At 54.6% G+C, this 13,397-nt stretch carries 12 protein-coding genes; 6 read left to right on the top strand and 6 right to left on the bottom strand.

Annotated elements, in window-relative coordinates:
- Positions 1–2 precede the first annotated feature (2 nt).
- Positions 3–629, top strand: coding sequence for a ribonuclease T (gene rnt / locus HNR64_RS03720; RefSeq protein WP_204995202.1), 627 nt, complete (start codon positions 3–5; stop codon positions 627–629).
- Between the two features lie 112 nt (positions 630–741).
- Entirely contained in the window at positions 742–1,326 is a 585-nt protein-coding gene (locus HNR64_RS03715; RefSeq protein ID WP_027874454.1) for a superoxide dismutase, read from the top strand.
- Between the two features lie 239 nt (positions 1,327–1,565).
- Here HNR64_RS03715 and HNR64_RS03710 read toward each other — a convergent pair whose 3' ends face one another.
- A complete protein-coding gene (locus HNR64_RS03710; protein WP_027874453.1) occupies positions 1,566–2,168 on the bottom strand; it encodes a peroxiredoxin in 603 nt (200 codons plus the stop codon).
- 235 nt (positions 2,169–2,403) lie between these two features.
- On the opposite strand from HNR64_RS03710, the gene HNR64_RS03705 reads away from it, so the two are divergent.
- Both HNR64_RS03705 and bfr read left to right on the top strand, forming a co-directional pair.
- Positions 2,404–2,601, top strand: a complete 198-nt coding sequence (locus HNR64_RS03705) for a bacterioferritin-associated ferredoxin (protein WP_027874452.1) — start codon at positions 2,404–2,406, stop codon at positions 2,599–2,601.
- A 135-nt stretch (positions 2,602–2,736) separates the two neighbouring features.
- A complete protein-coding gene (gene bfr, locus HNR64_RS03700) occupies positions 2,737–3,219 on the top strand; it encodes a bacterioferritin (protein ID WP_027874451.1) in 483 nt (160 codons plus the stop codon).
- A 67-nt stretch (positions 3,220–3,286) separates the two neighbouring features.
- On the opposite strand, the gene HNR64_RS03695 is transcribed toward bfr, so the two are convergent.
- The 5 genes from HNR64_RS03695 to HNR64_RS03675 form a co-directional block, all read right to left on the bottom strand.
- Positions 3,287–3,754 carry a hotdog fold domain-containing protein gene (locus HNR64_RS03695; protein ID WP_204995201.1) on the bottom strand — a complete coding sequence of 156 codons (468 nt, stop codon included), beginning with the start codon at positions 3,752–3,754 and terminating at the stop codon, positions 3,287–3,289.
- 241 nt (positions 3,755–3,995) lie between these two features.
- On the bottom strand, positions 3,996–6,203 hold the full coding sequence (locus tag HNR64_RS03690; RefSeq protein ID WP_204995200.1) for a TonB-dependent receptor family protein: 2,208 nt from the start codon (positions 6,201–6,203) through the stop codon (positions 3,996–3,998).
- 226 nt (positions 6,204–6,429) lie between these two features.
- Positions 6,430–6,762, bottom strand: coding sequence for a Grx4 family monothiol glutaredoxin (gene grxD, locus HNR64_RS03685; protein ID WP_204995199.1), 333 nt, complete (start codon positions 6,760–6,762; stop codon positions 6,430–6,432).
- 91 nt (positions 6,763–6,853) lie between these two features.
- A complete protein-coding gene (locus HNR64_RS03680; RefSeq protein ID WP_204995198.1) occupies positions 6,854–8,386 on the bottom strand; it encodes a hydantoinase B/oxoprolinase family protein in 1,533 nt (510 codons plus the stop codon).
- Positions 8,387–8,512: 126 nt separating this feature from the next.
- Complete coding sequence (locus HNR64_RS03675; protein WP_204995197.1) at positions 8,513–10,909, bottom strand: TonB-dependent receptor; 2,397 nt, start codon at positions 10,907–10,909, stop codon at positions 8,513–8,515.
- A 348-nt stretch (positions 10,910–11,257) separates the two neighbouring features.
- On the opposite strand from HNR64_RS03675, the gene HNR64_RS03670 reads away from it, so the two are divergent.
- Both HNR64_RS03670 and argF read left to right on the top strand, forming a co-directional pair.
- Complete coding sequence (locus HNR64_RS03670; protein ID WP_204995196.1) at positions 11,258–12,448, top strand: acetylornithine transaminase; 1,191 nt, start codon at positions 11,258–11,260, stop codon at positions 12,446–12,448.
- 32 nt (positions 12,449–12,480) lie between these two features.
- The gene (argF, locus tag HNR64_RS03665) at positions 12,481–13,386 is read left to right on the top strand and encodes an ornithine carbamoyltransferase (protein WP_204995195.1); all 906 of its coding nucleotides are present in this window, start codon (positions 12,481–12,483) and stop codon (positions 13,384–13,386) included.
- Positions 13,387–13,397: the final 11 nt, after the last annotated feature.

The following is a 13,397-nucleotide window of genomic DNA, read 5'->3' as shown; positions in this document are numbered from 1 at the left end:
TAATGAATGGCGATAAAAGCTTGATTGCACAGCGATTTCGCGGGTTTCTGCCTGTCGTTATTGACGTTGAAACCGGCGGTTTCAATTGTCACACCGACGGTATCTTGGAAATTGCTGCCACCCTGCTAAGAATGGATGACGCGGGCAACCTCGAGCCCGATGAGACACTCAGCTACAACATCGAACCCTTCGAAGGCGCGAATTTAGAGACCGCCGCCCTTGAATTTACCGGTATCGACCCCCATCACCCTGACCGACAAGCCGAAAAAGAAGTCACTGTGATGGGCGAGCTGCTGAAGAAAATCCGTCAGCAAGTTAAAGCCCACGACTGCACACGCGCAGTACTGGTGGGACACAACGCCCACTTTGACCTGGGGTTTGTAATGGCCGCGATTAACCGCTGCGGCATAAAACGCAACCCTTTCCACCCGTTTTCGGTGATGGATACGGCTAGCTTGTCAGGCCTGGCATACGGACACACAGTACTGGCCCGGGCCTGCCAACTGGCCGATATTGAGTTTGACAACAATGAAGCGCACAGCGCCGCGTACGACGCGGAAAAAACCGCAGAATTGTTTTGCCAGATCGTTAACCGCTGGCAAGACCTTGGCGGCTGGCGCTGGACATAAATTAAGTTATTGGAACTCCGGCACAGATCGGCGTCCAACACCGTAGAGATAACGCGGGCGAAAATACGCCCTCGACACCGTAAACACCCACTAAACGTCAGGAGAGACCCACATGGCTTTTGAATTACCTGCACTGCCTTACGACAAAAACGCACTTGAGCCCCACATTTCAGCGGAGACTCTGGACTTTCATCACGGCAAACACCACAACGCCTACGTGACCAAGCTGAACGAACTGACGGCCGGTACCGACAACGAAGGCAAGTCACTGGAAGAAATCATCAAATCGGCAAGTGGCGGCCTGTTCAACCAAGCAGCCCAGGTTTGGAACCACACTTTCTACTGGAACAGCCTGAGCCCCAATGGCGGCGGCGCACCCACTGGCGAGCTGGCAGCAGCCATCGACGCTAAGTTTGGCTCCTTCGACGAGTTCAAAGCCGCTTTTAACGCTAGCGCGGTCGGCAACTTCGGCTCTGGCTGGACCTGGCTGGTAAAAAACAGCGATGGCAGCCTGGAAATCGTTAACACCGACGACGCTGACACCCCTATCGCTCGCGACGGTCAAACGCCATTGTTCACCGCCGATGTTTGGGAGCACGCCTACTACATCGACTACCGCAATGCGCGTCCCAAGTACCTTGAAGGCTTCTGGAACTTGGTGAACTGGGAATTTGCTGCCGCTAACTTCGCAGCCTAATCCCCGCGACACTGCGTGTTGCAAAACCCCACTTCGGTGGGGTTTTTTGTATCTGGCGGAAACGCCTCCCGCGCCCCCTCACCTCACCACTCCGTCGCCACAACAGCATTTAGCGCGGGCGTCCTGTACACGCGCTTACACCCTCGTCACCAGGACAGTCACCCACAAAAAAGCCCGATCACCTTGCGGTCATCGGGCTTTTTATCGGAACTTGCGGCTCGCGCCGCAAAGTCGCTGTATTACAGCTTGTCAGAGTTCTCTGACAGGTAAGCCGCTACACCAGTCGGTGATGCGTCCATACCTTTGTCGCCTTTATTCCAGCCAGCAGGGCAAACTTCGCCGTGCTCTTCGTGGAATTGCAGTGCCTCAACCAAACGCACCAGCTCATCGACGTTACGGCCGAGAGGAAGATCGTTAACCAGCTGAGAGCGAACCATGCCTTCTTTGTCGATCAGGAACGCGCCGCGGAATGCCACGCCACCTTCAGCTTCAACGTCATATGCACGGCAAATGTCGTGACGCACGTCAGCAGCCATGGTGTAGGTTACAGGACCGATGCCGCCATCTTTGATGGCAGTGTTGCGCCAAGCGTTGTGAGTGAATTGAGAGTCGATCGATACACTGATCACCTCAACACCCAGCTCGCGGAATTTGTCCATACGGTGATCCAGAGCGATCAGCTCTGAAGGGCAGACAAAGGTGAAATCCAGCGGGTAGAAGAACAGAACCGCGTATTTGCCTTTAGCCGCTTCGCTAAGCGTGAACTCATCAACGATCTCGCCGTTGCCAAGTACTGCCGCACATGTGAAGTCAGGAGCTGGTTTACCTACGAGTACACCCATGATGTTTACCTCCGGTTGTTTTCATTAGACAGTGCAATCACGCACTCTTAAAAAGGAGTAGACCGGCAATCATACACGCCGTCACAAACCAATCCCATTGAAAATTCTAATCGCCCCCATAGCCTGCAACTATGGCAATACCGACTAAAAATACCAAAAAGACAATTGACAAGCATTCTCATTTTCATTAACTTTAGAATCCTGAACACAACGACACCACACAGGTTCCAGCAACATGTACGTTTGTCTCTGCAAAGGCATTACCGATACACAAATTCGAGAAGCGATGGACAATGGCACCAGCAGCTTCCGTGAATTACGCCGTGAACTTGACCTCGCCAGCCAGTGCGGAAAGTGCGGTTCCCTGGCTCGCAGCGTTTTTGACGCCCATCTCAGCAACTATGACGAATCCCTCTGTTACGCCGTCGCCTAAGCCGAAAAGCAATTGAGAACGATTGGCTTTACCCTTCTAAGATACCATTTAAAATCAACAACTTAGCTTGACTCACCCCCATAGCGCGTCCACACTATTGGCTATTCATACGCCACGTTAATTAAGGACACAGCAATGAAAGGTGACGCTCAGGTTATCGCCCATCTCAATAAGGCACTTGGCAACGAACTGGTCGCCATCAACCAGTATTTTCTGCATGCGCGCATGTACGAGGACTGGGGCCTGAAAGAGCTCGGCGAGCACGAATACCATGAATCCATCGACGAAATGAAACACGCTGACAAGCTGATCAAGCGTATTTTATTTTTGGAAGGCATCCCCAACCTGCAAGACCTTGGCAAGCTGATGATCGGCGAAAACACCAAGGAAATGCTCGAGTGCGACCTCAGCCTGGAGCTGAAAGCCGTACCAGACCTGAAAGAAGGTATTAAATACTGCGAATCAGTTGGAGACTTCGGCAGCCGAGAGCTGCTTGAGGAAATCCTGGAGTCTGAGGAAGAGCATATCGACTGGCTGGAAACGCAACTGGGCCTTATCGAGAAAGTGGGCATCCAAAACTACCAGCAATCCGTTATGGGCGGCCTTGGCGACTCATAAGCCGCCAAGTCACACCGCAAAGAAAGAATGGCCCGTTCCTTATTGGAGTGGGCTTTTTTTTTGCGCGTTAACTCTTCGGCTTCACCGGCGACACATGCATGCCGATCTCAGCGGTGAAGACGACCGTACCATCTTCTTCTTTTACCTCGACCTGCACAGGTACTTCACCTTTTTCACCCACCTCTATCTCGCGCATACTCGCGTAGCCGCGCAGCACCCCTTTCGCAGGCTTTAAATAACGTACCGTCATTCCGGCGGGGATCCAACGCATACCATTGGGCATAGAGACTTCAGCGGTGATGCCGCCAACGACTTCGGCCAGGTTACAAAGCGCGATCGCATGAACCGTGCCAATGTGATTGTGAATAGAGCGACGCTCACGAATACGCACAACGCCATAGCCAACGCCCAGCTCTTCAAAACGCGGAGAGATCGTAGAGAAGTAAGGCGCTTTCAGGCATATCGCCTTAGAGAAAGCCAATTTGCCACCGGGATACGCTGACAATTTACGCCACATTTTCAATACAGAATTCATAATACTGTCTCCAGAACAAGGCCATCAGACTAGCACCACGGCTATTGCAAACCATTGACTGAAGCGCCTATCCGCTTTGTATTTAAAGCCAAGATTTTTCTGACGCGAACCTACAAACTCCCGCGATGAAGACAACGCAACATCGCAGATAAATCCGGCTACCCCAAATTCAAAGCACAAATAAAAATGCCGCGACAAAGTTCCCCTTGTCGCGGCACACTTATCCACACTCTTTGAGCGATCAGAAGTTTACACGAATACCCGCATAAGCGGTGCGCGGTAGATTGACTCTAGCGCCAGCTGGACTGCGCGCAACAATGGCTTGCTCGTCGAGCAAGTTGTCGACTCGAGTGTAAACCTCAACACCCTGAGCGATAGGCATACTGGCAGCCAAATCAACGGTTACATAGTCCTCAGTGCTGCGATATCGCTGATCGACATTCCGATTACATTGATTATCGACACACATCTCATCAACGTAGCTAGCTGATAAGTAAGCCTTCTTGCCATCCTCGGCCTCGACGCCCACGCTAATGTTCAATACATTTTCAGGGAGGTAAGGAAGGTTGTCCCCCTTCAGAACACTGCCTGTATCAGAATCCTGGGTAACTTCTGCATCAGTGTAGGTATATGCCATTGTAAGAGGCACCTGAATGCCTCGCACCTCCGCAAGCACACTGCGCAAACTGACCTCTAAGCCTTGAATTTCTGACTCACCAAAGCTCTCGGTCCCTGAATTCGCGCCATTGCTACATGGGTTAGCAACCGAGCAATTATTAACGGTATTTTCATAGTCGCTGAAAAATGCAATCACGTCTGCAGAAAAGCGGTCTGCGCGGTAGCGAGCGCCAAACTCGTAGTTCACACTTTCCTCTGCGCCAGTGCCTCGGCTTGCACCACCTCCTGGAGGGGCAAAGCCTTCGTGAACACCCGCCAAAATCTGCCAGTTGTCAGACAAGCTATAGGTAACACCCAAGCCCGCCATTATCTCATCGACAGAATTGTCGCGTCGGCTAGCAACCGTTGTGCGCTGGAGATCCCCGTAACGCGTTTGTTTGGTGTCGATATCCTCACGTCTAATTGACGCTGTCACATCAAAATCACCGATTGTAATGCGATCAACAAACCAGAGAGAAAGAGTTTCCGCCTCCCCTACTCGGTTATTGCTAGAGCTAGGCTGAATAATGGAGTCAAACTGCAAGCTACCATTGACCTGATTGAAGACCGTCGTCGGTTGGAAGCGGTCGACTTCGTCCTCATGACGACGAATACCCAGTACCCAGTCATGGCTAACACCCATTGCCTCAGATTGACCGGTCAGCTCGATCTGAACACCCCGCCCAAAGTACTCCCGTGCATTGTCTTTTACGCGCACATCCGCGACGTCCAGGCTACCTTCTAAAATGCCAATGGCTGCAGCATCACCCGCATTTGCCTTGCTTATCAGCGCCGATATGCTGTCACCCCCGACGCGATCTAATTTGAACCAGCTTCGCTCAAAATTGTTGCGGTATACAATACTGTTGAATGCGACAGACTCGCTCAACGCAATGTTGTAGTTAATAGATATACCCGATTGACGGGTATTCATTTGATCCTGCTCGGTGAGTCCATAGCGACGGAAAGGGTCTCGTTTAAACTGTTGGTCGGTCACCCCTAAATATGTCGCGTTCGACTGCTCTTCCGTATAGTTCAGCTTTAGGTCGAGCTGCTGCGGGTGCTCGGCCCCTTCAGCACTGCGCCAACGAAGTTTGGCAACATAATCTTCTTTATCGTAGCCAGTGTCGCGATTGGAACGATCGATGTCTTTGAAACCGAGCGTTTCTTCTTGATAGCTTTCAAGGAGGAAGCCCCACTGACCTTGCGTTGCCCCGTAATGGACGTGGGACTTCTGTGCACTGTTTTCGCCAATTTCAACGTTAACAAAGCCTTCAGCCTCTTCAGGAATCGGTGTTGAAATTAGATTGATCGCCCCTCCTACAGTGAAAGGACCGTACCTGAGCAGTTCAGGGCCCTTGAGCACCTCAATAGCCGACATTCTGCCACTGGTAGGGAAGTAATAGGCTTCGGGAGCCGCATAGGGAGCGGGAGCGATCAAAACACCGTCTTCCATGAGGGTGACTTTTCCACTGCGACCGCTACCTGAGCCGCGAATACCGATGTTGGCGCGCAGACCGTAACCATCTTCTTCCTGGAAATAGACACCTGGAACCTGTTTCACCATGCGGTGTATATCTGAGTACTCAAACTTTTCTAGCTCTAGCTCATCCACCACATATGCCGAGCCCGCTACTTTTTCGACGCGCTCACCGATAATAGAGACGTGCTCTATTTTAAGATTTTCGCGAGCCTCACTTTGATCATTAATGGAGCCCCTAGTATCAATAACCTCACCAACTGCCATCATCGGCACGGTCGTTATTGCTATTGCTAGCGCCGTTTTTTTCATTTCGGTGTATCTCCAATCTCGATAGGCAATGCTGCCCGCCCCTCTTTGTGGGCCTAGCAGGTTCTAATTCGAGGTGGATAATAGCAAGCAATAACTCAAATAAAAAGCATTCTCATTACCAATTTCATAAACGCCGTTCCTCTCCCCGTTATCCCCGATGTCTGGGCACAAAAAACCCGGCGCTAGGGCCGGGTTTTCAAGAGGCGTACTTGCAAGCCAAAAGGCGTTAACCTTCCGCGGCCTCGCCAGCCGAGGTTTCTTTCAGCAGGGTTTGCAGCTCGCCGCTCTCATACATTTCGCAAATAATGTCGCAGCCGCCAATCAGCTCGCCCTTAACCCACAGCTGGGGGAAAGTCGGCCAGTTAGCATACTCGGGCAGTTTTGCACGAATATCGGGGTTAGACAAAATATCCACAAAGGCGAATCGCTCGCCACAACCCATCAGTGCCTGAGAGGCGCGTGCAGAGAAGCCACACTGAGGCTGATTGGGTGACCCCTTCATATAGATAATGATGGGGTTATTTTCGATTTGCTGTTTAATTGCGTCGATCGTATCCATTGAGTACCTGCCGTATCGGCGTCCGGCAAACCGATGAGTAAAAGCCCGGACCATTTCAGAGCGCTATTCTAACAATTCCCGGCGCGAAAAGTCATGCCTGCCCCCAGCCACCCCCGCCAGGCGTGGCAATGCGCAAGCGGTCACCGGGCTTTGCCAGCGCACTTACTTTTGCCGGTAAGCGCTCGCCATTCAGGCTGTTTTCCCCGCAGCGACCCGCGTCACCCCCATGCAAGCCCCAGGGCGCGACATAGCGGCGCTCGGTAAGCAAGGTAAAGCGAGCGGTCGCCAGGAATTCAAACTCGCGCACCAGGCCGTCGCCTCCGCAATGCCGCCCGCCGCCACCGCTGCCGCGGCGCACGCTGTATTGGCGAATGCGCAGCGGGTAGTGCATTTCCAGGCTCTCCACCGGAGTGTTCAGCGTATTGGTCATATGGCACTGCACACCACTCAGTCCAGCGCCCTCGGCATGACCGCCGCTCCCCCCCGCCAGGGTTTCATAGTAGTGCCAAGGCTCGCCCTCTAACGAGCCCATAGCCACATTGTTCATGCTGCCGTGCGCCGCGGCGGGAATACGCTCCGGCAGCGCCTGCGCGAGCGCGCCCAATACTGCGTCGCACGCGCGCATAGAGGTTTCCACATTGCCCGCCGCCACGGCCGCCGGCCGCCGTGCATTCAGCAGGCAACCTTCGGGAACACGAAGACTAATGGGACGGAACAAGCCCGCGCATACCGGCGCCTCATTGGGCATCAGACATCGAAACGCGTAATACACCGCCGCCGCAGCCACAGACCGCGGACAGTTAATATTGCCCGGCACTTGTTCAGCGGTGCCGGTGAAGTCCACCGTCGCCCGGCCGTCCCCCAGGGACAACAACACCTCAATCGTCAGGTTTTTCTGACCAAAGCCATCATCGTCCATAAGGTCTTGAAAACGGTACTCCCCAGCCGGTAATTCGCTTAAGCGGGAGGTCGCCAACTGCTCGGCATACGCCTGTAACTGGGTAACGGCCGCAGGAAACGGCAGCGGCAACGCCTCAACAACCTCGGCTAAGCGCGTCAGGCCACAGCGGTTCGCGCTAAGTTGGGCGACAAAGTCGCCGTGCTCACCCTCACCAAACCATTCGTCCAGCAGGTGTCGCTGAACAACACCATCTCGCTGCAATAGCGTGGGCGGGATCACAACGCCCTCTTCATCCAGGCTTTTTGACAGGGGCATCGAGCCCGGCGTTGAGCCGCCAATATCCGCGTGGTGGGCGCGGTTCACAACAAACGCCAGCAACTCGCCGTGCAAAAAATACGGCGCAATGACCGTGACATCGGGTAGGTGGGTGCCGCCAAGAAACGGGTCATTCAGCACCAACATATCGCCTTCTGACCAGTCACAGGCGCCGACAATATCGGCCATCGCATAGGCCATACTGCCGAGGTGAACGGGAATATGCGCCGCTTGTGCGCACAGCGCGCCACCGGCATCAAAGATGGCACAGGAAAAGTCGAGCCGGTCTTTAATATTGGGTGAAAAAGCCGCCCGCTGCAGTACCGCCCCCATTTCCTCGCATACCGCTTCCAGGCGACTTACGAAGAGCCCAAGTTTCACTGGGTCGAGCTGGGCGGTGTGAGTCATACCATCATCCTGTTAGGGCTAGCAAAACACTATTATCCCCAAAGCCACCAACATTCGCCAAACGCACCTGAAACAAAAACGGCCCCGAAGGGCCGTTAAGTCGATTATGTGTCAGTCCATGACGACCTAGAAGTTATAACGCGCGCTAAAGCCAATGGTACGTGGCTGGTTGACGTGGTGACCAACGCGGGCATTGCCGCCGCGCTCGGTATCCAAGGACAGCTCAGCACGTTCATTGGTTGCATTGCGCACAAACAATGCGGCATCCCATTGATCGTTTCTCGCACCCAGGCGCAAGTTCACGATCTGATAGCCACCCTGCTCGCGATCATACTCGTAGGTCGGCTGGGTCAAAGGGCCACCCACATTGGAGTACAGGCTGGCAACACCGCGCCCACCATTTTCCTGATCCGCAAGCTGGGTGTAGCGCGAACCGACGTTTTGATAGGTGGTATTGAAGTAGCCTTCCCAGGTTTCGAATACCGGGAAGTAATAGGTAGCCGTCGCGGCAAGCTCAAAGCCCGGCGCCGTTGGCAACTCATTACCTTCGCGAATGCCGCCAACAATGCTCGTCACATTGGCGTTGTCGGTAGAGGTAACATCCGAATCGATCTCGGCGCGCACGTAGCTGGCCGACAGACCAAACTCGAAATTGCTCATCGGGCGCACGAAGAACTCAACTTCCACCCCGGTGCTGTGGGCCTCAGGCACGTTGTAAACGATCCGAGAGGAACAGGTACCCGCGTTTACGGTTGCCTGCAGATCTTTAATGTCGCTGTAGAATGCCGAAACGTTAAAGGTACCCGCACCGCCGAACAGGCGCATTTTACTGCCCACTTCATAGTTCGTCAGTGTTTCATCTTCAAAGTCATCGCGACCGCCAAATGTGGCTTTATCGGCAGGTGAACACAACGGTTCATTCAGCGGGTCGTTAATACCCCCCAAACGGAAGCCCTTCGACACCTGCGCATTGAGCATCACATCGTCATTCATGTCGTAGCGCAGCATCACCCTCGGCGACACACCGTCCGACGACACATCGCTCTTCTGTCCGAGCACGCTGGCGTTGTAGATACCATCAAAGTTCAGCGTACGCTTTTCCTCGTAGTCGAAGAAACGGGCGCCAACCACGATCATGGTTTTGTCGTTCAGGTCATAAGACACCTCGCCGAACACCGCGTACTGCTCCAGCTCGTAGGGAATGTCTGAGTAGAACAGTTCATCAACCGCATTCGCGCCCAGGGTCTCGCCGGGGTCGGTGGAATCGGGCGCCGTGGTGCGCGCGCTGGCGTCGTAACCGGCCACTTGCAGAGACTGGCCATAGCGACGCTCGATATCGCTATAGAAGATACCCGCCACCCATTGCACGGGGCCATTCAGGCCACTCAAGCGCAGCTCCTGGGTCAGCACCTCAGCTTCGGTTTCGTCATACAGCGGTGCATCGAGGGTATAAACCGCCTCGCTTTCACCGAAGGAGCCGCCAGTGATACTACCGTTCAGGGCCGTGGCATCGCGCAGCACCAACACATCGCGATCGGTATACGAGGACACCGACGTCAGCGTCATATCTTCAGTCAGATCAATGGTGGCGGTCAGATCAACCAGCAAGAAGTCGTCCTCAAAACTCTCTTCAAGCTGAGTAAACTGCTCGTAGTCGCCCAGGCGAACGGGCGGGCGGCTGGTGGTGTAGGGGTTGGCCAACATGTTGTAGTCGTCTTCGCGATTGAAGCCGTCCATGTCGATGCTCTGGAAAATAACCCGTGGCGTGATAACCACGCTGTCAGATGGCTGAAAGCGCAACGCGATGCGACCACCACTGCGGGTGCCTTCGTTAACATCGTCGTTCGTGCTTCCGTCGGGCTGCAAGGCATCGATGTAACCGGCGTATTGCTGAGCGTAACCCACGGCGCGGAGCGCCAAGGTGTCGCTAAGCGGAATATTGATATGCCCCTTAATATTGCCGCCTTCACTGCCTTCATCGACGGTTTCACCGCCCACTTGTACAGAGCCGCTCAGCTCGTCGCTGTTGGGCGCATTGCTGATATAACGCACCGTGCCCGACAGCGAGCCGGAGCCGAACAGCGTGCCCTGCGGCCCGCGCAGCACTTCCACACGATTGATGTCGTAAAAATCCAAGTCGGGCGTGAACAGCGACATCGAGATCACTGACTCGTCAAAGTAGACCCCAACCTGCTCTTTAACGCCGGGCTGGTCGCGAACAATTTGCCCAGCAGAGATACCGCGGATCGAGACCTGGCTCTGACCCGGCCCCAGGTTTTGGATCGAAATACCGGCCACGTTTGTCGCCATCGACTCAAGATCCGTCGCCCCACTCTGTTTTAATTTTCCCTCTGTCATCGCCGCAATAGAAAACGGCACATCCTGCAAGGTTTCCGACTGCTTCCGCGCGGTTACCAGCACCTCTTCCAGAACATTGCCGTTGTCCTGGGCCGAAACGGCCACTGGCAACGCCAACATGGCAAGGGCAAGCTTTGATCGTTTGAACATACGCTTGTGTGTCATCTGTAGAAGTCTCCCCGACTACAATTATTATTGGCACCAAAAACACTGGCGCAGCATTTTGAGTCAATCTACTTATAGCAAACATCTCGGAGATTGCCGTATTGCACTTTTACGGCCCCCATGTTTTCAGGTAAAACATTAACAATAAATTTCCCCCCATCCAAGCCGCACCCGCTTCGCCCAAAACCACGGCTGACCAATCGCCCAGCGCCATTGACAAATTACCGCGGGCTATGGAATTTACAAAAGCTTCCTTATATGATTACTCCCTTAATTCTCGGGCAGCAGGCGCTGCCCTTTTGCGTTTTGGGGTTCGCTCAAATACCCCGCTAGAGGAGATACGCTGCAATGACATTGCCCGCACTGATGAATACTTACGGCCGCCTGCCTGTTAGCTTTGTGCGCGGTGAAGGTGTTCGCCTGTTCGACGAGCAGGGCAAGGGCTATATCGATGGCATTAGCGGCATTGGTGTCAATGCACTCGGCCATGCCCACCCCGGCGTTACACAAGCCATTACCGAACAAGCGGGCAAGCTGCTGCACACCTCCAACTTGTACAATGTGCAGCGCCAACAGCAGCTGGCCGAATCTCTGCGCGATGCCAGCGGCATGGACAACGTATTTTTTGCCAACTCCGGGGCAGAAGCCAACGAAGCGGCCATTAAACTGGCGCGTATGCACGGCCACCAGCGCGGTATCGACATCCCCCATGTTGTGGTGATGGAGCAGGCCTTCCACGGCCGGACTCTGGCCACGCTTACCGCCTCCGGCAACCGCAAAATTCAGGCGGGCTTCGAGCCGCTGGTGCGCGGCTTTATCCGCGCGCCCTTCGGCGATATTGCGGCCCTGGAAAGCATTGCCAACAACAATGACAGCGTAGCCGCCGTGTTACTGGAGCCGATCCAGGGTGAAGGCGGCCTGCACGTATTACCGGAAGGCTTCCTGAAACAACTGCGCGAGCTATGCGACCGCAACAACTGGTTGTTAATGCTCGACGAAGTACAAACAGGCAATGGCCGGACCGGCAAATATTTCGCCTACCAACACGACGGCGTACTGCCCGATGTTCTGGTTACGGCCAAAGGCCTGGGCAACGGCCTGCCTATTGGCGCCTGTCTGGCACACGGTAAAGCCGCGTCGCTGTTTCACCCCGGCAACCACGGCTCTACCTTCGGCGGCAACCCACTGGCCTGCGCGGCGGGACAAGTGGTCGTAGAGACCCTCAATACCGAGGAAATGCGCAACCACGTCAGCGACATCGGCGACTACTTACAGGCTGGTCTGCGCGAGCGTTTAGCCGATGCCGAGCACGTTGTAGAGGTGCGCGGCCGCGGCCTGATGGTGGGCGTTGAATTAAACAGCCCCTGCGCAGGCCTTGTTAAACAAGCGCTCGACCAGGGCATATTGATTAACGTTACTGCGGAACGGGTCGTGCGCCTGCTTCCCCCTCTTATTATTAGCCGGCAGGAAGTCGACGCGCTGCTCGACATCCTCTGTCCACTGATCCTTCAGTGGCCCGCCCAGTCCGATGCCGCGTAAGGCAGCAATCGATGCAGCAAAGGTAGCCACTTATGGCCTTGAGACACTTTTTAACCCTTAACGACCTCAGCCCCGCGGAACTCGACCACGTCATTGCGCGGGCAATTGAGCTGAAAGCCGAGCACCGCGAGCGCCGCCAGGGCGTTCAATTTCCCAACTACGTGCTGGGCATGATCTTTGAAAAAGCGTCTACCCGCACGCGCATTTCTTTCGAGGCGGGCATTGCCCAATTTGGCGGCCACGCCATCTTCCTGTCACCGCGCGATACGCAATTGGGACGCGGCGAGCCGACTGAAGACAGCGCACGCGTGATCTCGTCAATGTGCGACATCGTGATGATCCGCACCTTCGAACACAGCATTATTGAAAAATTTGCCGAGTACTCGTCAGTGCCGGTCATCAATGCCCTGACTGATGACTACCACCCCTGCCAGCTCCTCGCCGACATTCAAACCTTTGTCGAGCATCGCGGCAGCATTAAAGGCAAACAAGTCACCTGGGTTGGCGATGGCAACAATATGTGCCAGTCCTATATCAATGCCGCAATCCAGTTCGACTTCAAACTGAAGATCGCCTGTCCCGAGGGCTTTGACCCGCGCGCGGACCTGGTCGAGGCCGCTGGCGACCGCGTGGAAATTATTCGCGACCCCGCCGAAGCGGCAAAAGGCTCCGACCTGCTGGTTACCGATGTCTGGGCATCCATGGGCCAGGAAGAAGAAAAGGCCGAGCGCCGTCGCAAACTGGCGGGATACCAGATCAATGCCGAACTGATGTCCCATGCCAACCCTGACGCGCTGTATATGCACTGCCTCCCCGCCAAGCGCGGTGAGGAAATTAGCGCCGAGCTGATGGACAGCCCCGATACCGTGATCTGGGACGAGGCAGAAAACCGCCTGCACGCCCAGAAAGCACTGATGGAATTTTTGCTCACCCAGTAGATTGTTGCTTG

The organism is Spongiibacter marinus, assembly GCF_016906995.1.
GTDB classification, from domain to species: domain Bacteria; phylum Pseudomonadota; class Gammaproteobacteria; order Pseudomonadales; family Spongiibacteraceae; genus Spongiibacter; species Spongiibacter marinus.
This window is presented reverse-complemented; position numbering and strand designations above follow the sequence as displayed.

Excerpts from the sequence above, each read along its gene's own strand:
- bfr (WP_027874451.1), top strand. The coding sequence starts at position 2,737 with ATGAAAGGTGACGCTCAGGTTATCGCCCATCTCAATAAGGCACTTGGC.
- HNR64_RS03715 (WP_027874454.1), top strand. The coding sequence starts at position 742 with ATGGCTTTTGAATTACCTGCACTGCCTTACGACAAAAACGCACTTGAG.
- argF (WP_204995195.1), top strand. The coding sequence starts at position 12,481 with ATGGCCTTGAGACACTTTTTAACCCTTAACGACCTCAGCCCCGCGGAA.
- HNR64_RS03680 (WP_204995198.1), bottom strand. The coding sequence starts at position 8,386 with ATGACTCACACCGCCCAGCTCGACCCAGTGAAACTTGGGCTCTTCGTA.
- HNR64_RS03705 (WP_027874452.1), top strand. The coding sequence starts at position 2,404 with ATGTACGTTTGTCTCTGCAAAGGCATTACCGATACACAAATTCGAGAA.
- HNR64_RS03695 (WP_204995201.1), bottom strand. The coding sequence starts at position 3,754 with ATGAATTCTGTATTGAAAATGTGGCGTAAATTGTCAGCGTATCCCGGT.
- HNR64_RS03710 (WP_027874453.1), bottom strand. The coding sequence starts at position 2,168 with ATGGGTGTACTCGTAGGTAAACCAGCTCCTGACTTCACATGTGCGGCA.
- rnt (WP_204995202.1), top strand. The coding sequence starts at position 3 with ATGAATGGCGATAAAAGCTTGATTGCACAGCGATTTCGCGGGTTTCTG.
- HNR64_RS03675 (WP_204995197.1), bottom strand. The coding sequence starts at position 10,909 with ATGACACACAAGCGTATGTTCAAACGATCAAAGCTTGCCCTTGCCATG.
- HNR64_RS03670 (WP_204995196.1), top strand. The coding sequence starts at position 11,258 with ATGACATTGCCCGCACTGATGAATACTTACGGCCGCCTGCCTGTTAGC.
- grxD (WP_204995199.1), bottom strand. The coding sequence starts at position 6,762 with ATGGATACGATCGACGCAATTAAACAGCAAATCGAAAATAACCCCATC.
- HNR64_RS03690 (WP_204995200.1), bottom strand. The coding sequence starts at position 6,203 with ATGAAAAAAACGGCGCTAGCAATAGCAATAACGACCGTGCCGATGATG.